This window comes from Bradyrhizobium sp. C9, assembly GCF_002532045.1.
Lineage (GTDB): Bacteria > Pseudomonadota > Alphaproteobacteria > Rhizobiales > Xanthobacteraceae > Bradyrhizobium.
This window is the reverse complement of the sequence record NZ_NWTG01000004.1, coordinates 26,571-50,843: the sequence shown is the minus strand read 5'-3', so window position 1 is coordinate 50,843 and position 24,273 is coordinate 26,571. Positions and strand designations below refer to the sequence as shown.

Sequence of the window (24,273 nt, the reverse complement as noted above, 5' to 3'; positions counted from 1 at the left end):
TCCCGCCCGACTTGTCCCCAGATCAAGCCCGCCCGAGGCATTGTGCAAGCTTCGTGTCGCCCAATGCAGCGTGGTCCCAGGTGGCCTCGCACCTGTCATCACGCCATGCCGGCTCGCCGCGAATCGCCTTGCTGCCCGATAAAACGGTATGTCAGGCCATTTATCGATTGCAAGCAAACGCGCCAGTCTGTGGTCCTGATTAACTCAGAACCACAAACATGGCGCGACAAGCGATGCTGATGTGAAGGTGTTTAGCGGCCGTCGGGCGTGCGTACGCCGGCCCAGTTGTCGCGCACCTGCTGGTAGTGCACGGAGGCATCGTAGACGTTGGTCGAAAGGCCCATCACCTGCGGTGACAACCGGCCGATCGCGTTGAGCACATTGTAGGACGCAACGACGCGGTCGTGCTGCGCGGTGACGAGCGCATTGCGCGCATTGACCAGCGCTTGCTGCGCGTTGAGCACGTCGAGCGTGGTGCGCTGACCGGCCTTGGCCTCTTCGCGGACGCCGTTCAGCGCGATCTCGGACGCGGTCACCTGCGCCTGCGCTGACGCCACCTGCGACTTGCCGGCGACCAGCTGGCCCCAGGCGGTGACGACGTTGGCGCGCGCCTGATCCCTGGTCTGTTCGAGGACCAGACGCTGTTGCGCCAGCGATTCCTTCGACTGCCGGATCAGCGAGTATTCAGCGCCGCCCTGATAGATCGGCACCGACACCTGAACCTGCGCCGCCGCATTGAAGCTGCGGTTGACCGACAATTGTTGCTGGTAGCCTTCGGTCACTGAAGCCTGCAAGCCAACCGTCGGCAGCAGCGCGCCTTCGGCAACCTTGGTCTGCAGGAAGTTGACGTCGACGCCGTACATCGCGGAGGTGACGTTCGGATTCTGGGTCAGACTGAGCTCGACGGCGGCCGCAAGCGTCGCCGGCAGGAAGCGGTCGACCGGCGAGCCGGGCGCGAGATTCTGCGGTTCGTTGCCGATGATGCGGCGGAAGTTCGACCGGGTCGTCGTCAGGTTCGATTCCGCGGTGAGCTGCTGGGTCTTGCCCGCCGCGAGCTGTGCCTCGGATTGCGCGACGTCGGTCCGCGTCACCTCACCTACGTTGAAGCGATCCTGGGTCTGCTTCAGCGTCTGCTCCAGCACGCGCGTGTTGCTGCGCTGGACCTCGACGATCGCCGAATCGCGCAGATAATCCATGTAGATGGTGGCGGCGCTCAGGATCACGGTCTGCTCAAGCACGCGCAGACCTTCGCGGGCCGACGACACCTGGCTTTCGGCCGCCCGCACCCTGTTCGGGGTCTGCGCGTTGTACAGCGACTGGTTCACTGTCAGACCGGCGCTGGCCGGATTTTGGGTGCCGTGAATTGCGTCCTTGCTGCCCGTCTGCTGCTGGTCGGTGTACTGATACCCGCCGTTGACGGTCAGTGCGGCCCGCGGACGATAGCCTGACAGCGCCTGGGGAACGTTTTCGTCGGTTGCCCTCACCAGCGCGCGCTGCGCATTCAGCTGGGGGTTGTTCTGGTAGGACCGCACCAGCGCGGCCTCGATAGTGTCGGCGAGCGCGGGCACGGGGCCCATCTCCGCCAACAGAAGGACGGCAGTCGCAGCCGCGGTGATAGCTTTCACCCCTCGCATCCCCGGTAATCCAATCATTGTAGTCGCCGTCTCCACACGCAAGTCAGTTCCGGCGGTCGCTTCAGATGAAGTGAGTCCCGCCTCACCTTAGTCCGCAGCTAAGGGCAACGGAACTACCCCGCAACGGAACGCGGTGGAAACTCTTCACATGGGGCAAACGGGCCACACTTCTGATTCCGAACGGGATTTTATCAGGTGGCGCAGCGCGGTAGCGGTCAGAAGACGAAGGCCGGAACCCGCTCGAGCCCGGGCAGCACGGGGGCCGTGGCGTCGAACAGCTCGCGATGCCCGAAATCCCCGTGGGAATGAGTCACGAGGGTGGCGCGCGGCGGCGGCGTCAGGCCGAACACCCCGACCAGTCGGCCCCCCTCCTTGAGCTGGCCGAACAGCCCGGTCGGGATAATCTCGGTCGCACCGTTGAGGACGATGACGTCATACGGCGCGCCGGCCGCATCACCGTCGGCAGCTGCTGCGGACTTGATGACTACATTCTGGATGCCGAGCTGGGCGAACGTTGTGGAGGCCTTCCCGGCAAGCGCCGGATCGCTCTCGGTTGCGCTGACCTCTCCGGCAAAGCGCGCCACGATGGCGGCGGCGTAGCCGCTCGCGCAGCCGACGACCAGGACGCGGTCGGTCGCCTTGATCTCGGCGGCCTGCAGCATCTTGGCGAGCAACGCCGGCGTGATCAGGCAGCGCCTTGCCGCGCCGCCCTCGGCCACGTCGAGATCGAGGTCCAGATAGGCCAGCGCCTGTTTGTCGGCCGGCACGAACACCTCGCGCGGCACGGTCAGCATGGCTTCGAGAATACGATCATCGGTCACGTCGCTCGGACGCACCTGACCATCCACCATGTACTGGCGCGCGGTCGAAAATCCGGTCATTGGCGGGACCCTGCAAGTCGCGGCATTGCCGCTGGAGGAGCTAGAACAGGGCCATCTTTTGGAACAAGCTCCGCCAAAACGCAACACGCCGTTGGCGTGCAAGACGCGCTCCCGGAATGCCCGCCGCGGTGCGCCCTATTCGATCGTGACGGCGAGCCGCCCGATCAGGCGGGCCACTTCATCAAGATGCTCGGAATCATGTTGCTCGACGGCCTTTGCGAGCCGGCGGACACACTCATCGTCGCTGATGTCGGGAGCATCGCTCGGAACAAGGGTCGGCTGCGGCATCGACAGGTCGATCAGGGTTATGGCCATCAGAATCACCTCTCAAGACCCGGCACGACGAACTGTCGGCGGTTATTGAGTCGATTTGACGACGTTTTTTGTCTGCCCGTTACGGACCACAGGCTTGTGAGGGGCGATGAGGGTCTTGATGGGGCCAAAACTGGCTCCCCGGGCTGGATTCGAACCAGCGACCATTCGATTAACAGTCGAATGCTCTACCGCTGAGCTACCGAGGAATAGGCGAACAAAACGTTCGCGAGCGGGCAGCGTATAACAAAGCCTTTCGGCCTTGCAAAGAACCAAATGGGCCTCCGGCGAAACTTTAGCGGGAGACGGTAAACCTCTGCGGTGCAAGGCTTTGCCGGCGTTCCAGGGTGATGCAGGCCTGTCCCGGCTGTCCCGCTATCGGCGCTGCGGGCTCCCGGAAACACCATCAAACACCGTAGAGCGCGGCCATTCCGCCGCGCCGACGATTCTTCCGCGGGCACGCGCCGCCCCTGACGTCATTCCGCGATGAACGAAGTGGTCTTGGTGCCGGGGTCGCAACGCAGCCTCGGGACGTCCCAATCGAGCTTGCGAAGCGCCTCCCTCGAAAGCGCTCTATCGCATGGCGATGGCGACGATGAACAGCGTGGTTGCAGCAAGCGAGACGATGGTCCGCACATGGTTCCAGAAGGTCCAGTCGGTCAGATAGCGCGCCCAGACCGGTGCGGCCGCGGCGCTCGCGGGATCAGTGGCCGCAAGCTGATCGTTCAGCGGCACGTTGAAGGCGATCGTGACGACGAACATGCCGACGACATAGAGGCCGCCGCCGCAGATCATCGCAAGCGCCCCCGGCTCCGGCCATCGCAGCCCGCCGAGCACGACCAGCGCGGCGCAAGACAGCGTGGTGCCGAGGAACAGCGGCATGAACAGCGAGCGCACGATGTCGACATTGATCGCGTTCATCGCCGAGATGCCGGCGGCCTGATCGATCCGGCCGAGCGCGGTCATGACGAATGCCGAGAATGCGAAATAGACCCCGGCAAGCAGGCCGCAGCCGAGCGCGGAAAACCACAGCAAGCCCGAGGTCAGGATATTGCGCATCGCTCCACCTCCAAAAGCGAGGGATACTCGCATTTGTAAAATGCGATAAACTCTCGTATCTGTGACGTCAACCCCGATTGCGGAGGCGAGAGATGGCGAGACGAAAGGCCGCGCCCGGGACAGCGGCAAGGGCCGCGTCGGGGACAGCGGCAAGGGCCGCGTCCGGGACAACGGCAAGGGCCGCGCCCGGGGTGGAAGCCCCCCTGCCCGGGCTGGCGCGGCTTGCCCCGACGCAGCAGCGCAGCCGCGCGCGGTTCGAGCGCATCCTCGCCTGCGCGACCGAGATCATGGCAGAGAAAGGCAGCGAGGCCTTCCGCATGAGCGACATCGTCGAACGCAGCGGCGTCGCCTTCGGCTCGCTCTACCAATATTTTCCCGACAAGGCCGCGATCATCGGCACGCTGGCGGAACGGCATAACGCCGTCGGCCGCGATTGCGTCAGGCGCGATCTGGCCACGGTCTCGTCCGTGCGCGACCTGCACCCGGCGCTCTGCCGGATCGTCGACAGTTACTACGAGATGTTCGTGCGCGAGCCTGTGATGCGCGACATCTGGCAGGCGACGCAGGGCGACCGCGCCCTGCAAAAGCTCGATGCCGACGACATGGCCGTGCTCTCCGGCCTGTTGTCCGACGCGATCAGGCGGGTTGCGCCCGGCATGCCGGCCGCCACCCTCACGAGTTTCTCGGGACTGACGATGACGCTGATCGCGGCCGCCGTGCGTCACGCGATCACGCTGCCGCCGCGCAAAGCACGGCAGGTGCTGACGCAATTCAAGAGCATGCTGCCGGGAGACCTCACAGGGTTGGTATGACCGCGACCGTGCCGACGTCGGGAATTTGCCCGGCTTGCCTCCGCTGTCACGTCTCCCTAAAAATCCTGCGATATTTGACGGCTATGAATATTGCCGGGAAGTCCGGGAAGAGTTTTTCGCAAGATGTGATTTGTCCCACACGAGGTGCGGCCTTGCCGACCTAGGTTCCCCGAAAGGTCATCTGCGTTTTATTAACCAAAGCGGGCGCCATCGTTCTTTTCATAAAATTCGAACGAATCGCTCAATCCGGACCAAAGACAGTTTTGCGACCATGGCGCTCTCAAACCTCGGAGAGCGCGATGAGCGAAGTCGAATTTGATCTGCTGCTGGACGCCGTGCGTACGGCGATCGCGCCTATTGCTCAGGAGGATTTCGTGGCCCAGCCGTCACCCCGCATTCAGCCGCCGTCGCGCGCCGCCAATGACAACCAGGCGCAGTGGCCGCTGATTCCGTTTCCTGAAGGCTGGTACGCCGCGAGCTAATGCGGCTTCTCACTTGTCGGCTGCAAGCCATTGATGAGATGAGTGGAGGCCACGACCAGAATTGAACTGGTGTACACGGTTTTGCAGACCGTTGCGTAACCACTCCGCCACGTGGCCCCTTGCGGCGCACTTCATATACGCCCTCTCTGCGATAGGCAACCAAGCCGGGCCGCTAACGTCGGCGCTTCCGGAAGTCCCGCTTCTTCGGTTTTGGCGCCAATTCCGGCATTTCGGCCTGCACTTCGCGGAATCTCGCCAGCATCCGCTCGAAACTATCAGTTAACGCTGTCGCGATATCAGGCCGCTTTTCCAGCCCTGCCAGCAGGATCGCGGCCGCTTCGATGGTGGACAGGCCGTCGCGCCGCGGTTCCCGGCGCAGTTTGCCGTACAGCGAGGGCCGTTTCGGTCCGAGAATCACCCGCTGGCACTTCAGCATCCAGGCATTGCGCCACCACAGCGCCTTGGCCTGGCTCCAGGTGCCGTCGAGCAGCACGATGCCCTCGATGTCGGAGAGTATCCCGCGTTGGTGCGGCTCCAGCTCACCCTTGCGGTTGATCGCGACGATCTCGGCGTCGGTTTCGAGATCCTCGACCTTGGCCGAGCCGAGATAGAGCACGGCCCAGCGCGACGGGTCGGGCACCGGCCGGCCGAGTGCCTTGGCAAGGCTCGGCCAGGACAGCCCGATCCGCACCACGGCGTTCTCGAAATGCCGCGCCAACAGTCGCGCGGTGCCGAGCACCCTGTCCTGCTCCTGCGGATGGATCAGGATCAGGAGCTGGATCCGGCTCTTGATCGGCGTGACGCTGTCGCAGATGCACAGCGGCATCGGCTTGCCGCAATGCGGGCATTCCTCGACGACTTCAGGTGCCTGAACAAGATTCGACATTCAAAGGCTATACGCTTGGGGTGGCCAATCCAGCAACATCAATGCAACGCCCAACGGGCTATACCGAAGATAGCGCCAGCGATACCGCCCGCGATACCGAGCCATTTCCTTTTCTCCTGCCACGGCAAATCCTTGAATTGGTCGATAAGGAGATAGATCACCGGCGTGGTGTAGAGCGTCAGGATCTGCGACACGAACAGGCCGCCGATGATGGTGATGCCGAGCGGCCGCCGCAGCTCGGTGCCCGGGCCGGTCGCGATCACCAGCGGAATGCCGGCGAACAACGCGGCCATGGTCGTCATCAGGATCGGGCGGAAGCGCGCCCGGCAGGCCTCGAAGATCGCATCCCGTGACGGCAGGCCCTGATGCCGCTCGGCCTCGAGCGCGAAGTCGACCATCATGATGCCGTTCTTCTTGACGATTCCGATCAACAGGATGATGCCGACAAAGGCGATCACGGTCAGCGGTGTGTTCGTCACCTGCAACGCCAGCAACGCGCCGAGGCCGGCCGACGGCAAGGTCGAGATGATCGTGATCGGATGCGCCAGGCTCTCATAGAGCACGCCGAGCACGATATACATCGCAACCAGCGCGCCGAGGATCAGCAGTGGCTGCCGTCCGCTGGTCTTGTTGAAGTCGCCGGCATTGCCGTCGAAGCTGCCACGAATGCCCTCGGGCATGTGCAGCTCGTTGACCGCCTGCTGGATGTTGGTGGTCGCGACCTCCAGCGGCACGTCCGGCAACAGGTTGAACGACACCGTGGTCGAGGGGAAGCCCCCGGAGTGGTAGACCGCGAGCGCCGACAGTCCGCGCTGGTAGTGCACGAGCGCCGACAGCGGCACCTGCACGTCATTGGCGCCGGCGACGTAGATGCGTTCGAGGTTCGACGGGTCGCTCTGGAATTTCGGATCGATCTCCAGCACCACCACGTACTGGTTGCGCTGGGTGTAGATGTACGAGATCTGCCGCTGCGAGAACGCGTTGTTGAGCGCGTTGTCGATGTCCTGCACCCGGACGCCGAGGCTGGAGGCGATCTTGCGGTCGATCACGAGGTTGAGCTGCAAGCCGCCGGGATCGCGGTCGGCGGAGACATCGGTGATGCCCTCCACCGTCTCCATGCGCTTGGCGACGAGCGGCGCCCATTTCTGCAACAGATCGAGATCGGTCGAGGCGAGCGTGTACTGGTAGTCGGAGTCGCTCTGCCGGCCGCCGGTGCGGATGTCCTGGGCCGCGAACATGAACAGGCGGATGCCCGGCACCATGAACAGGTTGCGGCGCAGCCGGTCGATCACCTGCGCGGTCGACAGGCCTCCCCGCTCCTCCGGCGGCTTCAGGCTGATGAACATGGTGCCGCGGTTGGAAGTGGCGCCGCCCGGGCCGCCGCCAGAGCCGACCGAGGAGCCGATACCAGCGACCGCGGCGTCGGCCATCACGATGTCGGCGAGCCGCTGCTGCAGACCGAGCATCGATTGGAACGAGATGTCGGCGGACGCGCGGGTCGAGCCGATCACGAAGCCGCTGTCGTCGGTCGGGAAATAGGCCTTCGGCGTCTTGACGTACAGCACCACCGTCAACGCGACGGTGGCGAAGAACACCGCCAGGGTCAGGAACGGATAGCCGAGCACGATGCGCAGGGTCGACGCATAGAACGCCACGACCCGCGACAGCGTGCCCTCGATGACGCGATCGTACCAGGTGGCGCGGTCCGAGGTCGCCTCCTTGATGTAGTGCGCGCAGATCATCGGCGTGATCGTTACCGACACCAGGGTCGACACGATGATGGCGAACGTCAGGGTCAGCGAGAACTCGCGCAGCAGCCGGCCGACGATCCCATCCATGAAGATCAGCGGCGTAAAGGCCGCGATCAGCGACAGCGAGATCGACAGCACCGTGAAGCCGATCTGCTTGGCGCCTTCGACCGCGGCCGGATATGGCGCCATGCCCTGTTCGAGGTTGCGGTACATGTTCTCGATCATCACGATGGCGTCGTCGACCACGAAGCCGACGGAGATCGCGAGCGCCATCAGCGACAGATTGTCGATCGAGAAGCCGGCGAGCCACATCCCGGCGCAGGTGCCGGCCAGCGCCAGCGGCACCGAGACGCCGGCGGCGATCGTCGGTACGATCCTGCGCAGGAACACGAACACCACGACCATCACCAGCATGGCGGTCGCCAGCAGCGTGAACTGCATGTCCTCGACGCTGGCGCGGATCGTTCCGGTACGATCGACCAGAGTCGAGATCTCGACACCGGCCGGGATCCACTGCCTCAGTTCCGGCAGCATTCTGCGAACGCCGTCGACGGTGTCGATGACGTTGGCGTCGCCCTGCTTGGTGATCTGGATCAGCACCGCCGGTTGCTTGTTGAACCAGGCGATCGAGCGCGAGTTGCGCACGGAATCCTCGACCTCGGCAACGTCCGAGAGGCGGACGAAATTGCCGTTCGAGCTCTTGATGACAATGTCGCGGAACTCGGCCGCGGTGCGCATCTGCTTGTTGATCGAAAGCGTCTCGCTCAGCCGGTCGCCATTGAAGATGCCGACCGGGCCCAGCGGATTGGCATTGATGATCGCAAGCCGGACATCGTCCGTCGCGATCCCGGCGTTCGCCAGTGACACCGGATTGATCGCGATGCGCACCGCCGGCTGGTCGGCGCCGCTGACGGTCACCTCGCCCACTCCCGGCACCTGCGAGATGCGCTGCGCCAGCACGGTGTCGGCGACGTCGTACATCGCGCTGGTCGAGATCGTCTTCGAGGTCAGCGCCAGCACGAACACAGGCGCTGCGGCCGGATTGGCCTTGCGGAATTTCGGCAGCGACGGCAGGTCGCTCGGCAGGTCGGCGAGCGAGGCATTGATCGCGGCCTGCACGTCGCGCGCGGCGCGGTCGATATTGCGGCCGATCGAAAACTGGACCTGGATGCTGGTGGTGCCGAGCGAGCTCGTCGAGGTGATCTGGTCGACGCCCGAAATGGTCCCGAGCTTGCGCTCCAGCGGCGCCGCGACGGTCGCGGCCATCACCGAAGGATCGGCGCCGGGCCGCGACGCCGACACCCGGATGGTCGGGAAGTCGACATTCGGAACCGACGACACCGGCAGAAATTCGTAGGCGACGATCCCGACCAGGAACAGCCCGATCGCCAGCAAGGTGGTGCCCACCGGCCGGCGGATGAAGGGCTCGGAGATCGAGATCACTGCATGCCCTCGGTGGCGCCCGCGATCGGTGGGCCGCTGGGGCCTGCCTCCGGCACGGCCCGTTCGATCCGGCGGTTGAGCCGGTCGAGCGCGAGATAGATCACCGGCGTGGTGTAGAGCGTCAGCAGCTGGCTCAGCAGCAGGCCGCCGATGATCGAGATGCCGAGCGGGAAACGCAGCTCGGCGCCGGTGCCGCTTTCGATCGCGAGCGGCAGCGCGCCGAACAGCGCCGCCAGCGTCGTCATCATGATCGGCCGGAACCGCAACAGGCAGGCCTGCACGATGGCGTCATAGGACGACATGCCCTGGTGCCGCTCGGCCTCCAGCGCGAAGTCGATCATCATGATCGCGTTCTTCTTGACGATGCCCATCAAGAGGATGATGCCGATCAGGCCGATCACCGATAGATCCTGCCCGCACAGCATCAAGGCCAGGATGGCGCCGACGCCGGCCGACGGCAGCGTCGACAGGATCGTGATCGGGTGGATGTAGCTCTCGTAGAGCACGCCGAGCACGATATAGATCGTGATGATCGCGGCCAGGATCAGCCAGGGCTGTCCGGCCAGCGAGCGCGCGAATTCGGCGGCGTCGCCGGAATAGATCCCGACGATGCTGCCGGGCATTCCGATCCTGCTCTCGATCGCCTTCACCGCCTCGACCGCGTCGCCCAGCGCCTCGCCCGGCGCGAGGTTGAAGCTGAGCGAGACCGACGGGAATTGCGCCTGGTGCGAGATCGCGAGCGGCGCCGTGGTGCGGACCAGCGTCGCCACCGCGGACAGCGGCACCTGCGCGCCGTTGGCACCCGGCAGATAGAGCTTGTCGAGGATCGACGGGTCGCGCTGGTACATCGGCAGTGCCTCGAGCACCACGCGGTACTGGTTGGCCTGGCCGTAGATCGTCGAGATCTGCCGCTGCGCGAAGGCGTCGTTCAGCGTGTCGGTGATGCCCTGCAGACTGACGCCGAGCTGGCCGGCGCGTTGGCGATTGATGTCGAGCGCCGCGCGCAGGCCACCATCCTGCGCTTCCGAGGAAACATCGCGGAAGATCGGGTCGCGCCGCATCTCGGCGACCAGCTTCTGCGACCATTGCGAGACCTCGGCCGCATCTGTCGCAGTCAGCGTGTACTGGTATTGCGAGCGGCTCGACTGGGTCGAGATCTGCACGTCCTGCACCGGCTGGAAGTAGACGGTCATGCCGGGAACCGTCGCGATCTTCTGCTTCAGCCGCTCGATCACCTTGACGACACCGTCGCGCCGCTGGTCGAGCGGCTTCAGCGTCATCACCAGGCGGCCGACATTGGTGGTTGGATTGACCGAGCCGGCGCCGATTACCGAGACCACGCCGACCACGTCGGGGTCGGCCTTGATGAGGTCGGAGACCTCGCTCTGGCGGCGCTGCATCTCGGCAAACGAGACGTCCGGGCCGGCCTCGGTCACCGCCGTGATCGAGGACGTGTCCTGCAGCGGCAGGAAGCCCTTCGGCGCCAGCACATACATGACGAGCGTCAGCGCGATGGTCGCGAACGTCACCAACAGCGTCGCGCGCTGACGCCGCAGCACCCAGAGCAGCGTGCGATGGTAGACTTCCACCATGTGGTCGATGAAACGGCTGACCGCGGCAAGGCCCGGAACCGCCATCTCCTCATGGATGTTCTTGAGCAGCCGCGAGCACATCATCGGCGTCAAGGTCAGCGAGACGATCGCCGAGGTCACGACCGCGATTGTCAAGGTCAGTGCGAATTCGCGGAACATGCGGCCGACCAGCCCTGACATGAACAGCAGCGGAATGAACACCGCGATCAGCGACACCGTCAGCGAGATCACGGTGAAGCCGATTTCGCTGGCGCCCTTCAGCGAGGCCTCCATGACCGTCTCGCCGCCTTCCATGTGGCGGACGATGTTCTCGATCATGACGATGGCGTCGTCGACCACAAACCCGGTTCCGATGGTCAGCGCCATCAGCGACAGATTGTCGAGGCTGAAGCCCGCGAAATACATGACGCCGAAGCTCGTGATCAGCGACAGCGGCAGCGCGACGCCGGCGATCAGGGTCGCGCGCAGCGACCGCAGGAACAGCAGCACCACCAGCGTCACCAGCACGACGCTCAGGATCAGCGTGAACTGCACGTCGTGGACCGAGGCGCGGATCGTCACGGTACGGTCGGAGACGATGGTCAACTTGACGCCGGCCGGGACGGCCCGCTGCAGACGCGGGATTTCGCCGCGGATCTGCTGGACGACGTCGATGACGTTGGCGCCGGGCTGGCGCTGGATATCGATGATGACGGCCGGCGTGCCCTGGTACCAGCCGCCGGTGCGGTCGTTCTCGAGCCCGTCGACGATTTGTGCAACGTCGCCGATCGTGACCGGCGAACCGTTGCGATAGGCGATGATGATCGGCCGGTAGGCGTCGGCGGCGGCTATCTGGTCGTTGGCGGCGATGGTGTAGGATTGCTGGGCGCCGTCGAGCGAGCCCTTCGGCCCCGACACGTTGGCGCCGGCGATCGCGTTGCGCAGATCCTCCATCGCGATGCCATAGGCCGCAAGGCGCGCCAGATCGGCTTGCACCCGCACCGCGGGTTTCAATCCGCCGAGGATCGAGACCCGGCCGACACCGGAAATCTGGCTCAGCCGTTGTCCGAGGATGGTATCGGCGAGATCGCTCATTGCCCGCAGCGAGATCGTGTCCGAGGTCAGCGCCAGGGTCATGACCGGCGCGTCGGCCGGGTTCACCTTGGCGTAGACAGGTGGGTACGGCAGCGTCTTCGGCAGGATGCCGGCGGCAGCGTTGATCGCGGCCTGGACGTCCTGGGTCGCGCCGTCGATGTCGCGGTTGAGGTCGAACTGCAGCGAGATCTGGCTGACGCCGAATGAGCTGGTCGAGTTCATCGACGACAGCGACGGAATCTGGCCGAGCTGCCGCTCCAGCGGCGCCGTGATCAGCGAGGCCACCACGTCAGGGCTTGCGCCCGGCAGTTGCGTCGACACCTGCACAGTCGGGAAGTCGACCTGCGGCAGCGCCGAGACCGGCAACGCCCAATAGCCCAGCGCGCCGCCGATCATCAGGGCGATGCCGAGCAACGACGTGGCGATCGGCCGGCGGATGAACGGTTCGGAGACGCTCATGGTTGCGTGCTCGCTGTTGGGTCGGACATTACGAGGTCAGGATGTCGGTCATGGCTGCGCCTTCGGCGCGCCGCCCGACGCTTCGCCCCCTACCGCCGGCGCGGGCGCCGGTCCGGTCTGCCCCTTCTGATCGCCATCGCCGTGCTCGTGCCGGCCGCGATGCTCGCCGCCCTGCCCGTCCTGCTTGGCGCCCTTGCTCTGATCCTTGCTCTGGCCGTCGCCTTGCGCCCCGCGCTTGCCGTCCGGAGTGCGGCTGCGCTTGCGCGGCGCGAGATCCGCCGCCGGCGGCCCATCGTCCTTGCCGACCACGACCTTGGAGCCATCGGCGAGATTGGCAAAGCCGGTCGTCACGACCCGGTCCGACGTGGTCAGGCCGTTCGCGATGACGGCTTCATGCTCGTTCTGCTGCGTGACCGTGACTGGCTTGGCGGAGACGGTATTGTCCGCGCCGATCACATAGCTGAAGGTCCCGGCCGGACCGCGCTGCACGGCCGAGGTCGGCACCACGATCGCCTGCGGCAAGATCTCGACCTTGAGGCGGACATTAACGAACTGTCCGGGCCAGAGCTGATAGCTGGTATTCGGCAGTTCGGCCTTCAGCTTCAGCGTGCCGGTGGTCGGATCGACCTGGTTGTCGATGCCGGTCAGCTTGCCGGTATCGATCACGGTGACGCCGTCATTGCCGAACACATCGACCGCAAGCTGGCCCTTTGCGGCCGCGGCGTTGACTCGCATGATCTGCTGCTGCGGCAGGCTGAACCACACCGCGATCGGCTGCAGCTGGGTCAGGATCACGAGCCCGGTAGTGTCGGAGGCGTGGATGATGTTACCCTGGTCGACCTGACGCAGGCCGGCGCGGCCGGAGATCGGTGCGACGATCTTGGTGTAGCCCAGCGTGGCGTGCGCATTGTCGACCTGGGCCTGATCAGCCTTGATGATGGCTTCCTGCTGTGCGACCAGCGCACGCTGCGTATCGGCCTGCTGCTTGGAGCCCGCGTTGGTCGCAGCGAGCTGCTCATAGCGAGCGAGGTCGATCTTCTGATTGGCGAGCAGCGCTTCGTCCTTGGCCTTCGTGGCTACCGCCTGGTCGTATTGCGCCTGATAGATCGCGGAATCGATCTCGCCCAGCACGTCGTCCTTCTTGACGTCCTGGCCTTCGACGAAATTGACCTTGAGCAACTTGCCGTCGACCTGCGAGCGCACCGTGACGGTGTTGAGCGCCTTCACCGAGCCGACGCCGTCGAGATAGACCGGCACGTCATGCACCTGCGGCGTGGCCGCGAGCACCGGCACCGGCAGATCGGGCCGCGCAGCCGCGCCGCGCCCGCCGCCACCATTTTGCTTGGGCTGGAAAGCAAGCCAGCCGAGATAGCCGAGCCCGCCGAGGATCACGAGTGTGACGAGCAGCGACACCATGCGCCCAAGCAGGCGCGAGAGGAGGCTCCGCTTGCGCGGCGCAGTGCTTTTCTCATCGTCCGTCGAGTCAGGCTTAAAGAGCATCGACCGGTCTTTCCATCTTCGGTTCCCAGCCGCCCCCCAAAGCCTGATACAGGCTCACGATCGCCAATAGCCGGGCCAGCTGGGCCTGGGAATAAGCGTCTTCCGCCTGGAACAGGGTCAGCTGCGTGTTTAGCACAGTTACGATGTCGGCGGTGCCGGCCTTGAGCTGCTGCTCGGCCAGATCGAAGGCGCGCCGCGACGACGACAGCACGTCGCGCTGCAGCTGCAGCCGCCGCGAGGTCTCGCGGATCGCGACCAGCGCGTTGTCGACATCGGTGAACGACTGCACGACCGTCTTGCGATAGGTCTGCAGCAGCTCATCCTGCCGTGCCTTCGCGTTCTCGAAATTGCCGAGGATCCGGCCGCCGTCGAAGATCGGCTGGGTCATGCCGCCGACCAGGTTAAAGAAGGCCGCATGCGGCTGGAACAGCGAGACCAGCGCCTGGCTCTGGTAGCCGCCCGTCCCGGTCAGCTGGATGCTGGGGAAGAATTGCGCCCGCGCGCTGCCGACATTGGCGGTGGCCGACGCGAGCTGCGCCTCCTGCCTGCGGATATCGGGACGCTGGGTCAGCAGTTCGGACGGCAGCCCCGGCGTAACGCGCGGGACCGCAACGGAGTTGAGCGAGCCGCCGGCGACGCGCACGCTCTCCGGCGGACGCGACACCAGCACTGCAAGCGCGTTGACGTTCTGGTCGAGCGTCTGCCGCAACGGCGGCACCAGCGCGCGCTGGTTCGCGACCACGCTTTCCTGCTGCGCGACATCGAGATCGGAGCCGGTGCCGGCCTTGAAGCGATCCCGGATCGCGTTGAGGATGCGCTCGGCGCTGGCGATGTTGCGCTGTGCGGTGCGCAGCCGGTCCTGGGTGGCAAGCACCGTGAAATAGGCATTGGCGACGCTGGCGAGCGTCGTCAGCGCCACCACCTCGCGGTCGAACCGGTTGGCGACGGCGGTCTCCTCCGCCGCCTGCGCGGCGTCGCGATTCTGGCCCCAGAAGTCGAGCTGGTAGCTGGCGCTGAGCGAGGCGCTGTAGTTCACCACCTCGCGCCCGCCATTGGTGAGACCGCTGGCGCTGGAGCCGGAAGTGCGTGAATAGGTTTCAGACCCGTTGAGATTGAGGGTCGGCAGCAGTGCTGCGCCCGCCTGTCGCGCCAGCGCGTCGGCTTGCCGGAAACGCGCCACGGCCGCGGCGATGTCGAGGTTGACGGTCTGCGCCTCCTCCATCAGCTGCGTCAGCTCCTTGGAGCGGAAGCCGCGCCACCAATCGAGCGTCGGAAGCGCGTCGCCCGGCCGGCTAAGGCGCGCCGCCTTGTAGCCCTGCGGCACGTCGAGCGCGGGATCGGGGATGTCCTGGGTCAGGATGCAGCCGGCCGAGCCCGCGACAAGGCCGAGCGCGACGAGCGATCGTCCCGCGAGCCGTCGCATGCGGACGGCGAGGCCGAACCGGCCTCCAGGCTCCATCACAGACGCGGGCTGGGTCACACCCATTCTCCGCCAAAGCCAGACTTCGCCCGTGGCGTACGAATGACGCGATCAGCAATGGTCTGGGTGACGTGCACGGGGTGAATCTTCCAATGGAACCTGACTGTCCCATCCTATCCTTAGGACGATAGGGCGGACAGCCCTGTCACGATCGCGCGACGTCGCATCCACTGCGATTCGCCACCACCCGGACGGGCGACTTTTGCCCATTTTTGCAGCGTTTCCGCGCACCCGAAGCAGGATCAGGGCGTTCGGATTCTAACAAAGATTTCATGGGGATTTCTCGGCGCTGTTGCTCCGAATCCGCAAGATGCGCCGGGGCGACAGCGATCTCACCACGCCACCCTCCGCCTCGTCGGACCTCGAATTGGTCGATCACGCGCAACTGACGCAAAACCGCTGGTTACAGAACGATTCTGCCAGGCCGGCCGACCGCGGCAAAACAAGGTACTCCGCGTTGTCATGTGGTGCGCGTCAGCCGGCCCAGCGCGCTGAGCCCGCCATTTGCCGCAGTGCAAAAGCCCTTCCCTTTTTCGATCAGCACACTAGGTTCGCCGCAAGCAAGACACAGACCGGCAAAGAAATTCCCCGACATGGCATTCAACAAAGACGTCATTGAAGCGATCGGCAACACCCCCCTCATCAAGCTGAAGCACGCATCCGAACTGACCGGCTGCACCATTCTCGGCAAGGCCGAATTCATGAATCCTGGCCAATCGGTGAAGGATCGCGCCGGCAAGGGGATGATCCTGGAGGCCGAAAAGCGCGGCGATCTGAAGCCCGGCGGGCTCGTGGTCGAATCGACCGCGGGCAATACCGGCATCGGACTCGCGGTCGTGGCGAGTGCGCGGGGCTACCGCACCCTGATCGTCATTCCGGAGACGCAGAGCCAGGAAAAGAAGGACATGCTGCGGCTGTGCGGGGCCGAGCTCGTCGAGGCGCCGGCACTGCCCTACTCCAATCCGAACAACTATCAGCATCTCGGCAGGCGTCTCGCCGAGCAGCTGCGCAAGACCGAGCCTAACGGCGTGCTGTTTGCCGACCAGTGGAACAACCTCGACAATCCCAAGGCGCACTACGACTCGACCGGACCGGAGATCTGGCAGCAGACCAACGGCAAGGTGGATGGCTTCATCTGCTCGGTCGGCACCGGCGGCACGCTCGCCGGCATCAGCCGCTATTTGAAGGAAAAGAACAAGGACATCGTCACCGCTTGCGCCGATCCGCACGGTTTCGCGATGTACGAGCTGTTCAAGAACGGCCAGGTCAAATCGACGCCGGGCGACTCGATCACCGAAGGCATCGGCCTCGGACGCAAGACGCCGGTGATCGAGACCGCGAACGTCGACGATGCGTTCCTGGTCTCCGACGAGGAAGCCGTGACCCTCATCTACGAATTGCTGGAGCACGAAGGCCTGTGCCTCGGCGGTTCGACCGGCGTCAACATCGCGGGCGCGATCCAGCTCGCCAAGCAGCTCGGCCCCGGCAAGACCATCGTCACCATTCTCTGCGACTCCGGTAACCGCTATCAGTCCAAGCTGTTCAACCCGGCCTTCATGCGTTCGAAGAATCTGCCGGTCCCGGAATGGCTGGAAAAGCGCAGCAAGATCGAGCTGCCGTTCGTGTAGAGGACAACGTCATTCCGGGCGATGGAAGCATCGAACCCGGAATCTCGAGATTCCCCGATGTGCAATTGCGCACCTGCGGTCTGGTCCTTCGGACCATCCCGGAATGACTACAAACGTCACCGCAAGATCTGGCTCAGGAACAGCTTCGAGCGCGCGTGCTGCGGGTTGGCGAAGAATTCCTGCGGTGTGTTCGACTCGATGATCTGACCGGCATCCATGAACACGACGCGATTGGCGACTTCGCGGGCAAAGCCCATTTCGTGGGTCACGACCAGCATGGTCATGCCTTCCTTCGCGAGATCGACCATGGTGTCGAGCACTTCCTTGACCATTTCCGGGTCGAGCGCCGAGGTCGGCTCGTCAAACAGCATCACCTTCGGATTCATGGTCAGCGCGCGCGCGATCGCGACGCGCTGCTGCTGACCGCCCGACATCTGGCCGGGAAACTTGTTGGCCTGATGCGGGATCTTGACCCGCTCGAGGAACTTCATCGCAGCCGCCTCGGCATCCTTCTTCGGGATGTTGCGCACCCAGATCGGCGCCAGCGTGCAATTGTCGAGCACGGTGAGATGCGGGAACAGGTTGAAGCTCTGGAACACCATGCCGACCTCGCGCCGCACCTCGTCGACCCGGCGCAGGTTCGGACCGAGCTCGATGCCGTCGACCACGATCTCGCCTTCCTGGAATTCCTCCAGCGCGTTGATGCAGCGGATCAGGGTCGACTTGCCCGAGCCGGACGGGCCGCAGATCACGATGCGCTCACCCTTGCCGACCTCAAGGTTGATGTCGCGCAACACGTGGAAGTCGCCGTACCATTTGTTGAGCGTGGAAATGTTGACGATCGGGGTTGTGGACATGGTGACCTTTGTTCAGTGGCGGCGGTGAGCGTTGAGCCGATGCTCGACAAACAGCGAGTAGCGCGACATTCCAAAGCAGAACACGAAATAGATCATTCCTGCAAAGGCGAAGCCGGTAAAGGCCGTGGTCGGCGTCGACCAGTTCGGGTCGGAGAACGATGCCCGAAGCGAACCCAGGAGATCGAACAGCGCCACGATCGACACCAGCGAAGTATCCTTGAACAGCGAGATGAAGCTGTTGACGATGCCGGGAATGACGTAGCGCAACGCCTGCGGCAGCACGATCAGCGACGTCGTCTTCCACCAGGACAGGCCGAGCGCGGACGCGGCCTCAGCCTGCCCGCGCGCCACCGCGGCCAACCCGCCCCGGATCACCTCGGCCATATAGGCGCCGGTAAAGATCGCCACGCCGATCAGGGCGCGCAACAGCCCGTCGACGGCGAAATTACCCGGCACGAACAGCGGCAGCATGTAGGTCGCGAAGAACAGCACCGTGATCAGCGGCACGCCGCGCCAGAATTCGATGAAGGCGATCGAGAAGATCCGGATCAGCGGGATGCTCGAGCGGCGGCCGAGCGCGAGCGCAATCCCGATCGGCATCGAGGCAACGATGCCGGTGATCGCGATCACCAGCGTCACCAGGAGCCCGCCCCACAGCCGCGTGTCGACGATGGGAAAGCCGCCGCGATCGAGCCCCATCAGCTTGATGCCGACGGCGATCCCGGCAAACGTCAGCAGGCTGCCGATCAGCGCTCTGCCGCCGGTCCGCATGCCGCCTCCGAGCACGAACAGCACGGCTGAGACGATCGCGGCAGTGACCAGGAAATCGCCCCAGACCGGCAGCGACGAGAGCTGCAACTGGTCGCGCAACCAGGTCAGCGGAAAGATCAGCCAATGGATCAGAAGGCCGACCAGGACGAGCACCTTGCCCAGCGCCCATGGCAGCGGCGCGATCGCCGAACTCTTGCTGAGATTGACCAGCAGATCGCCGGCACCGCCAATGCTCTGCTCGAACAGCTGCAGCAGGCCGGCGGTCCAGCTCACGCCGAATCCCGCGATGCCGCCGCCATGCAACACGAAGAACGCCACCACCGGAAACGCGAAGAAGAACAGACCGGAGTTGATGCCCTTGGCCGGCAGGCGCGGCATCAGCAGCGGCAGCAACAGCGCAGCGCCAAGCCCATAGGTCAGATTGACCCGCCAGCGCTGGGCTTCCGGGTAGAAGCCATAGACCAGTTGAGTCAGCTTGGCCTGGATATAGGGCCAGCAAGCGCCGACCTCGTGTCCCGCCTTTTCGGCGAGGCAAGCCGTGCGCTCCTTGCCGGTCCAGACCGCGTCGACCAGCAGGAACTTGACCGTCGGCACGACGATGTACCAGGCGAGCAGCAGCCCGAGGATCGTGAGCAGGATGTTGCCCGGCGAATTCAGCAGGCGCGTTCGCACGAAGCCGATGAAGCCGGTGGTCTTGGCCGGCGCTGCGCGCTCGGCGACCAGATCCTGCCGGACAAAGGACGAGGCGGACAGATCGGTCATGCCGCCATACTCCGGTTGATGCGCCAGCCATAGACGCTCATCAGCGCGCTCGTCGTCAGCGAGAGCAGCAGATAGACGCCCATCGTCATGGCGATGATCTCGATCGCCTGCCCGGTCTGGCTCACCGCGGTGCCGGCGAACACTGAGACCAGGTCCGGATAGCCGATCGCAACGGCCAGCGACGAATTCTTGGTGAGATTGAGGTACTGGCTGGTCAGCGGCGGCACGATGACCCGCATCGCTTGCGGCACCACGATCAGCCGCAGCGTCGCGGCTCGGCTGAGGCCGAGCGAGGAGCCAGCCTCCATCTGCCCCTTATGGACCGACATGACGCCGGCGCGGACGATCTCGGCGATGAAGGCCGCCGTGTAAGTCGACAACGCGACCGTCAGCGCAACGAATTCGGGGATGACCCGCGCGCCGCCGGCGAAGTTGAAGCCTTTCAGCTGCGGCAACTCGAACTTCAATGGCCAGCCGAAGACCAGCATCGAGACCAGCGGCAGACCTAGCAGGCAACCCAGCAGATAGGGCCAGATCCGGATCATCTGCCCGCGCTGGAACAGGGCACGCCGCGCATGGTGCCGCAAGCCCAGCGCCACGACGATGCCGACCACGAGCGCGACCAGGAACGGATAGAGGCCGGGCTCACTGACCGGCAACGGCACGATCAGGCCGCGATTGTTGAGGAAGAACGTGCTGAAGATCGAGATGCTCTGCCGCGGCGCCGGCAGCGCCGCGAGCACTGCGAGGTACCAGAACAGGATCTGGAACAAAACCGGCAGGTTCCTGACGATCTCGACATAGATGCCGCCGATCCGCGACAGCAGCCAGTTCGGCGACAACCGGCATAGCGCCACGACGAAGCCGATCACGGTGGCGAAGACGATACCGATCACCGAGACCAGGATCGTGTTCAACAAGCCGACGAAGAACACCCGCCAGTAGGTATCGGAATTGTTGTAGGCGATCAGGCTCTGATTGACGTCAAAGCCTGCATTGTAATTGAGGAAGCCGAAGCCCGACGCGATGTGCTGGGTCTCCAGGTTCGTCCGCGCATTCGCCACGATCTCATAGGCGATCCAGGCCAGGATCGCGGCAAAGCCAATCTGGGCGGCCAACCCGTTCCAGCCGGTCTTGCCGCCAAGCGCACGCTTCAGCCTGAGGGCAAATTGCAGCGGTGGTTTGCGGGGCGCGATGCTCATCGCGGCAGCCGTTGGGCCGGACCGATCAGCGGATCGGCGGCGCGTACTGGATCCCGCCCTTGTTCCAGAGATTGTTGACGCCACGGGCGATGCCGAGCGGCGAGCCGGTGCCGACATTGCGCTCGAAGGTCTCGCCGTAATTGCCGACCGCCTTGACGATGCGCACCACCCAGTCCTTGGTCAGGCCGAGCTGTTCGCCCAGATTGCCGTCGGTGCCGAGCACCCGCTTCATCTCCGGCTTGTCCGATTTGAGCATCGTGTCGACGTTCTTCTGGGTGATGCCGAGCTCCTCGGCATTGATCATCGCAAACAGCGTCCATTTCACGATGTCGAACCACTGGTCGTCGCCGTGGCGCACCATCGGACCCAGCGGCTCCTTGGAAATGATTTCCGGCAGCACGATGTGATCGGCGGGGTTCGCGAGCTTCAGACGGCTGGCATAGAGCCCGGAGGCGTCGTCGGTGAAGACGTCGCAGCGACCGGATTCATAGGCCTTGACGGCTTCGTCGATGCTGCCGAACGCGATCACCTCGTACTTCATGTTGTTACCCTTGAAGAAGTCGGCGAGGTTCTGCTCCGTCGTGGTGCCGGTCTGCACGCAGACCGAAGCGCTGTTCAATTCGAGCGCCGAGTTGACCTTGAGCGACTTCTTCACCATGAAGCCCTGCCCGTCATAATAGGTCACGCCGGTGAAATTGGCGCCGAGCGAGGTATCGCGCGACACCGTCCAGGTGGTGTTGCGCGACAGCACGTCGATTTCGCCGGATTGCAGCGCGGTGAAGCGATCCTTGGCCGACAGCGGAACGAACTTGACCTTGGTCGGGTCGTCGAGCACCACAGCGGCAATGGCCCGGCAAACGTCGACGTCGATCCCGGTCCAGTTCCCCTTGTCGTCCGGTGATGAAAAGCCAGGCAGACCCTGGCTGACGCCGCAGGACAGCTGGCCTCGGTCCTTGACCGTCTTGAGGGTTTGCGCCGAGGCGGACTGGACCGACAAGGCAGCGACAGCGGCAAGGAGGACAGCCAGGGACACGCGTTTCATGGGTAGGCCTTTCAGGGTCGTCCGTTGGACGTTTTGCTTTGTGATCGCCTCGCGTTCACGGGCCATCCCAATGATCCCCTGCAGCAAAAGATGCTGATCTGACAGTCAGTTTGACGTGCAAACCGGCCAGGCAACGGATCGTAGGTCGCGGCAGGCCCCTCAACGTGCGGCGACTGGTAGTTGCGGCGCATCACATAGCGACTGACGAGCCGGGTCAAGGGGTTGACGCACGTCTTCTACCTCTTGTTAGTAACACCTCCCGGCCCGGCCCTGTCTTCCCGACGCGGTACCGCTGCGGCAAAAAGTCTAAAATCCAACGGCAGCACACCATGACCTCCTCCGACGGCTCCACGCCTTCCCGCCCGCAAGACGCCGCGACCCGCCTGGTCACGGCCGGCCGCGACACCAAGGCCCAGAAGGGCTTCGTCAATCCGCCGGTGTTTCACGGCTCGACGGTGCTCTATCCGACCGCCGAGGACCTCCACGCCCATCGTGCCGAATTTACCTATGGCCGCCACGGCAGCCCGACCACGCGGGCGCTGCAGGACGTGCTGATGGCGATGGAAGGCCCGCAATGCGCCGGCGTCGGCCTCGCTCCGTCGGGCCTCGCCGCGATCAGCACCACGCTGCTCGCCGTGCTGAAGGCCGGCGATCACCTGCTGGTGTGCGACAACGCCTATCGGCCGACCCGCAATTTCTGCGACAACATGCTGAAGCGCTACGGCATCGAAACCAGCTATTTCGATCCGCTGATCGGCGCCGGCATCGAGACGCTGTTCAAGCCGAATACCCGCGCGGTGCTGGTCGAGGCGCCCGGCTCGCAATCCTTCGAGATGCCCGATATCCGCGCCATCTCGGCCGTGGCGCATGGCCGCGGCGCGCTCGTGATCGACGACAACACCTGGGCGACGGCGCTCTATCATCGCTCGCTCGAACAGGGCGTCGACATCAGCATGCAGGCCGGGACCAAGTATATCGGCGGCCACTCCGACATCATGTTCGGCACCATCGCGGCCAACGCCAAGGCCTGGCCGCTGGTGCAGGAGGCGATCCGCCTGCTCGGCGTCTGCGCCGGCCCGGACGACGTTTATCTCGCGCTGCGCGGGGTCCGCACGCTATCGGTGCGGCTGGCGCAGCACCACCGCTCAGGGCTCGAGATCGCGCGCTGGCTTGGCGCGCGGCCCGAGGTCGATCGTGTGCTGTACCCTGGCCTGGAGACCGATCCGGGGCATGCGATCTGGAAGCGCGACTTCACTGGCGCCTCCGGCCTGTTCAGCATCGTGCTGAAGCCGGTGCCGCAAAGCGCGGTCGATGCGATGCTCAACGCGCTCACGCTGTTCGGCATGGGCTTTTCCTGGGGCGGCTTCGAGAGCCTCGCCATCCCGTTCGACTGCAGCGACTATCGCAGCGCGACCAAATGGTCGCCGGGCGGTCCGACGCTGCGGCTGCATATCGGGCTCGAGAATCTCGACGACCTCAAGGCCGATCTCGATCGCGGCTTTGCCGCGTTGAAGGCCGCGCTCTGAGCCTTCCGCACCGGCTTTGCGCATTAGGCGACATTAACCACGACCGACCGGCCAGGACGCTGCTGCCGCCGCCGCCGCGTTGCGACCAACGTCGCACGCGTCGCGCAGGCGCAATCTCCGGGATTCTGCGGAGATGCGGCGGTGCCCGATAACTCGCCGTTCACCATCCCCACCAATCCCTTAATTGTCCGGACCTTCCATCAAGTTCCCTTATACTTTTGCAGCCGTACTGATGCTCCCGGGAAGGGCTGTCAGTGCCGCAAGGACGTGACTGCCCTGCGTTAAGGGCATTCAGACAATCGCATGAAGACGGCACGCATCGTGGTCCTCGGCATCGCCGGCGTCGCAGGCCTCGCGGCCATGTATCTGGCGAGCATTGGCGATCGCAAACCGGCGCCGGTCGCGCCGCCAGTGGTACAGCTGCCGACCGTCGAGGTGCTGGTGGCGAAGTCCGACATCGGGCTCGGTCAGTCGGTCAAGCCTGAAGACGTGCAATGGCAGCGCTGGCCGGCCGAGACCGCGAGCAGCGCGTTCATCCGCCACGACACCAATGCCGACGCCATGAACGACGTCATCGGCTCGATCGCACGCGCTCCCTTCATCGTCGGCGAGCCGATCCGCGAGCAGAAACTGGTCAAGGCCAGTGGCAGCGGCTTCATGGCCGCGATCCTGCCCACCGGCATGCGCGCGATCTCCACGGAAATCTCGCCGGAGACCGGCGCCGGCGGCTTCATCCTGCCGAACGACCGTGTCGACGTGATCCTGTCGCGACGCGACAAGAATCCTGACCAGCAGCAAGGCGGCCGTGACATCGTCACCACTGAAATCCTGCTGTCCAACGTCCGTGTGCTGGCGATCGATCAGGCGCCGAAAGAGAAGGACGGCAACAACTCCCTCATCGGCAAAACCGTGACCCTCGAGCTCAAGCCCGAACAGGCCGAGACGCTCGCGCGGGCCCGGCAGAGCGGCACGCTGGCGCTGGCGCTGCGCAGCATCGCCGACGTCAACGAGAAGACCGACGAGACCAATGACCATGCCCCGAAGCGGGGCGAGAGCATCCGGGTGGTGCGTTTCGGCATCCCGAGCTCTCAGACGACACAGAAGTGATGGGGGCTTCGAT

General features: G+C 64.7%; 18 protein-coding genes and 2 tRNA genes. 5 read left to right on the top strand and 15 right to left on the bottom strand.

Going from position 1 to position 24,273, the window contains the following annotated elements; all coding sequences use genetic code 11:
- Positions 1–251 precede the first annotated feature (251 nt).
- The 5 genes from CO675_RS10570 to CO675_RS10550 all read right to left on the bottom strand — a co-directional run bounded on the left by CO675_RS10570 (position 252) and on the right by CO675_RS10550 (position 3,886).
- Positions 252–1,634: a TolC family outer membrane protein gene (locus CO675_RS10570; protein ID WP_097671883.1), complete on the bottom strand. Its 1,383-nt coding sequence runs from the start codon at positions 1,632–1,634 to the stop codon at positions 252–254.
- A gap of 215 nt (positions 1,635–1,849) precedes the next feature.
- The gene (locus CO675_RS10565; protein ID WP_097671882.1) at positions 1,850–2,515 is read right to left on the bottom strand and encodes a protein-L-isoaspartate O-methyltransferase family protein; all 666 of its coding nucleotides are present in this window, start codon (positions 2,513–2,515) and stop codon (positions 1,850–1,852) included.
- Between the two features lie 135 nt (positions 2,516–2,650).
- Positions 2,651–2,830: a hypothetical protein gene (locus CO675_RS10560; protein ID WP_097671881.1), complete on the bottom strand. Its 180-nt coding sequence runs from the start codon at positions 2,828–2,830 to the stop codon at positions 2,651–2,653.
- A gap of 131 nt (positions 2,831–2,961) precedes the next feature.
- Positions 2,962–3,036 (bottom strand) — tRNA-Asn (locus CO675_RS10555).
- 364 nt (positions 3,037–3,400) lie between these two features.
- Positions 3,401–3,886, bottom strand: a complete 486-nt coding sequence (locus tag CO675_RS10550) for an anthrone oxygenase family protein (protein WP_097671880.1) — start codon at positions 3,884–3,886, stop codon at positions 3,401–3,403.
- A 191-nt stretch (positions 3,887–4,077) separates the two neighbouring features.
- Between CO675_RS10550 and CO675_RS10545 the strand changes: the two genes are divergently transcribed.
- Complete coding sequence (locus CO675_RS10545; protein ID WP_245452716.1) at positions 4,078–4,698, top strand: TetR/AcrR family transcriptional regulator; 621 nt, start codon at positions 4,078–4,080, stop codon at positions 4,696–4,698.
- Positions 4,699–4,997: 299 nt separating this feature from the next.
- The gene (locus CO675_RS10540; RefSeq protein ID WP_097671878.1) at positions 4,998–5,180 is read left to right on the top strand and encodes a hypothetical protein; all 183 of its coding nucleotides are present in this window, start codon (positions 4,998–5,000) and stop codon (positions 5,178–5,180) included.
- 43 nt (positions 5,181–5,223) lie between these two features.
- Here CO675_RS10540 and CO675_RS10535 read toward each other — a convergent pair.
- From CO675_RS10535 to CO675_RS10510, 6 genes are all read right to left on the bottom strand, one after another.
- Positions 5,224–5,297 (bottom strand) — tRNA-Cys (locus CO675_RS10535).
- 55 nt (positions 5,298–5,352) lie between these two features.
- Positions 5,353–6,066, bottom strand: a complete 714-nt coding sequence (locus CO675_RS10530; RefSeq protein ID WP_097671877.1) for a tRNA-uridine aminocarboxypropyltransferase — start codon at positions 6,064–6,066, stop codon at positions 5,353–5,355.
- Between the two features lie 38 nt (positions 6,067–6,104).
- The gene (locus CO675_RS10525; RefSeq protein WP_245452715.1) at positions 6,105–9,260 is read right to left on the bottom strand and encodes an efflux RND transporter permease subunit; all 3,156 of its coding nucleotides are present in this window, start codon (positions 9,258–9,260) and stop codon (positions 6,105–6,107) included.
- A complete protein-coding gene (locus CO675_RS10520; protein WP_097671876.1) occupies positions 9,257–12,385 on the bottom strand; it encodes an efflux RND transporter permease subunit in 3,129 nt (1,042 codons plus the stop codon). The genes CO675_RS10525 and CO675_RS10520 overlap by 4 nt, the downstream gene beginning before the upstream one ends.
- Before the next feature lie 48 nt (positions 12,386–12,433).
- On the bottom strand, positions 12,434–13,885 hold the full coding sequence (locus CO675_RS10515) for an efflux RND transporter periplasmic adaptor subunit (protein WP_097671875.1): 1,452 nt from the start codon (positions 13,883–13,885) through the stop codon (positions 12,434–12,436).
- A complete protein-coding gene (locus CO675_RS10510) occupies positions 13,875–15,371 on the bottom strand; it encodes an efflux transporter outer membrane subunit (protein ID WP_097671874.1) in 1,497 nt (498 codons plus the stop codon). The genes CO675_RS10515 and CO675_RS10510 overlap by 11 nt, the downstream gene beginning before the upstream one ends.
- Positions 15,372–15,958: 587 nt before the next feature.
- On the opposite strand from CO675_RS10510, the gene CO675_RS10505 reads away from it, so the two are divergent.
- Positions 15,959–16,993: a cysteine synthase A gene (locus CO675_RS10505; protein WP_097671873.1), complete on the top strand. Its 1,035-nt coding sequence runs from the start codon at positions 15,959–15,961 to the stop codon at positions 16,991–16,993.
- Positions 16,994–17,109: 116 nt separating this feature from the next.
- On the opposite strand, the gene CO675_RS10500 is transcribed toward CO675_RS10505, so the two are convergent.
- Genes CO675_RS10500 through CO675_RS10485 form a run of 4 tightly spaced genes read right to left on the bottom strand, consistent with a single transcriptional unit; the run spans position 17,110 to position 21,627 of the window.
- Positions 17,110–17,850 (bottom strand): amino acid ABC transporter ATP-binding protein, encoded by a 741-nt coding sequence (locus CO675_RS10500; protein WP_097671872.1) that lies wholly within the window; start codon positions 17,848–17,850, stop codon positions 17,110–17,112.
- 12 nt (positions 17,851–17,862) lie between these two features.
- Entirely contained in the window at positions 17,863–19,383 is a 1,521-nt protein-coding gene (locus tag CO675_RS10495; RefSeq protein ID WP_097671871.1) for an amino acid ABC transporter permease, read from the bottom strand.
- Positions 19,380–20,585 carry an amino acid ABC transporter permease gene (locus tag CO675_RS10490; RefSeq protein WP_097671870.1) on the bottom strand — a complete coding sequence of 402 codons (1,206 nt, stop codon included), beginning with the start codon at positions 20,583–20,585 and terminating at the stop codon, positions 19,380–19,382. The genes CO675_RS10495 and CO675_RS10490 overlap by 4 nt, the downstream gene beginning before the upstream one ends.
- A gap of 25 nt (positions 20,586–20,610) precedes the next feature.
- Positions 20,611–21,627 carry an amino acid ABC transporter substrate-binding protein gene (locus CO675_RS10485; protein WP_097671869.1) on the bottom strand — a complete coding sequence of 339 codons (1,017 nt, stop codon included), beginning with the start codon at positions 21,625–21,627 and terminating at the stop codon, positions 20,611–20,613.
- Between the two features lie 329 nt (positions 21,628–21,956).
- On the opposite strand from CO675_RS10485, the gene metC reads away from it, so the two are divergent.
- Together metC and cpaB are read left to right on the top strand one after the other, a co-directional pair.
- Complete coding sequence (gene metC, locus CO675_RS10480; protein ID WP_097671868.1) at positions 21,957–23,153, top strand: cystathionine beta-lyase; 1,197 nt, start codon at positions 21,957–21,959, stop codon at positions 23,151–23,153.
- Between the two features lie 303 nt (positions 23,154–23,456).
- Positions 23,457–24,260 (top strand): Flp pilus assembly protein CpaB, encoded by an 804-nt coding sequence (cpaB, locus tag CO675_RS10475; RefSeq protein ID WP_097671867.1) that lies wholly within the window; start codon positions 23,457–23,459, stop codon positions 24,258–24,260.
- Positions 24,261–24,273 lie beyond the last annotated feature (13 nt).

Bases quoted from the DNA above. Each gene is read 5' to 3' on its own strand.
- CO675_RS10500 (WP_097671872.1), bottom strand. From the start codon at position 17,850: ATGTCCACAACCCCGATCGTCAACATTTCCACGCTCAACAAATGGTAC.
- CO675_RS10520 (WP_097671876.1), bottom strand. From the start codon at position 12,385: ATGAGCGTCTCCGAACCGTTCATCCGCCGGCCGATCGCCACGTCGTTG.
- CO675_RS10570 (WP_097671883.1), bottom strand. From the start codon at position 1,634: ATGCGAGGGGTGAAAGCTATCACCGCGGCTGCGACTGCCGTCCTTCTG.
- CO675_RS10515 (WP_097671875.1), bottom strand. From the start codon at position 13,885: ATGCTCTTTAAGCCTGACTCGACGGACGATGAGAAAAGCACTGCGCCG.
- CO675_RS10490 (WP_097671870.1), bottom strand. From the start codon at position 20,585: ATGAGCATCGCGCCCCGCAAACCACCGCTGCAATTTGCCCTCAGGCTG.
- CO675_RS10530 (WP_097671877.1), bottom strand. From the start codon at position 6,066: ATGTCGAATCTTGTTCAGGCACCTGAAGTCGTCGAGGAATGCCCGCAT.
- CO675_RS10565 (WP_097671882.1), bottom strand. From the start codon at position 2,515: ATGACCGGATTTTCGACCGCGCGCCAGTACATGGTGGATGGTCAGGTG.
- CO675_RS10510 (WP_097671874.1), bottom strand. From the start codon at position 15,371: ATGGGTGTGACCCAGCCCGCGTCTGTGATGGAGCCTGGAGGCCGGTTC.
- metC (WP_097671868.1), top strand. From the start codon at position 21,957: ATGACCTCCTCCGACGGCTCCACGCCTTCCCGCCCGCAAGACGCCGCG.
- CO675_RS10505 (WP_097671873.1), top strand. From the start codon at position 15,959: ATGGCATTCAACAAAGACGTCATTGAAGCGATCGGCAACACCCCCCTC.
- cpaB (WP_097671867.1), top strand. From the start codon at position 23,457: ATGAAGACGGCACGCATCGTGGTCCTCGGCATCGCCGGCGTCGCAGGC.
- CO675_RS10495 (WP_097671871.1), bottom strand. From the start codon at position 19,383: ATGACCGATCTGTCCGCCTCGTCCTTTGTCCGGCAGGATCTGGTCGCC.
- CO675_RS10485 (WP_097671869.1), bottom strand. From the start codon at position 21,627: ATGAAACGCGTGTCCCTGGCTGTCCTCCTTGCCGCTGTCGCTGCCTTG.
- CO675_RS10560 (WP_097671881.1), bottom strand. From the start codon at position 2,830: ATGGCCATAACCCTGATCGACCTGTCGATGCCGCAGCCGACCCTTGTT.
- CO675_RS10540 (WP_097671878.1), top strand. From the start codon at position 4,998: ATGAGCGAAGTCGAATTTGATCTGCTGCTGGACGCCGTGCGTACGGCG.
- CO675_RS10550 (WP_097671880.1), bottom strand. From the start codon at position 3,886: ATGCGCAATATCCTGACCTCGGGCTTGCTGTGGTTTTCCGCGCTCGGC.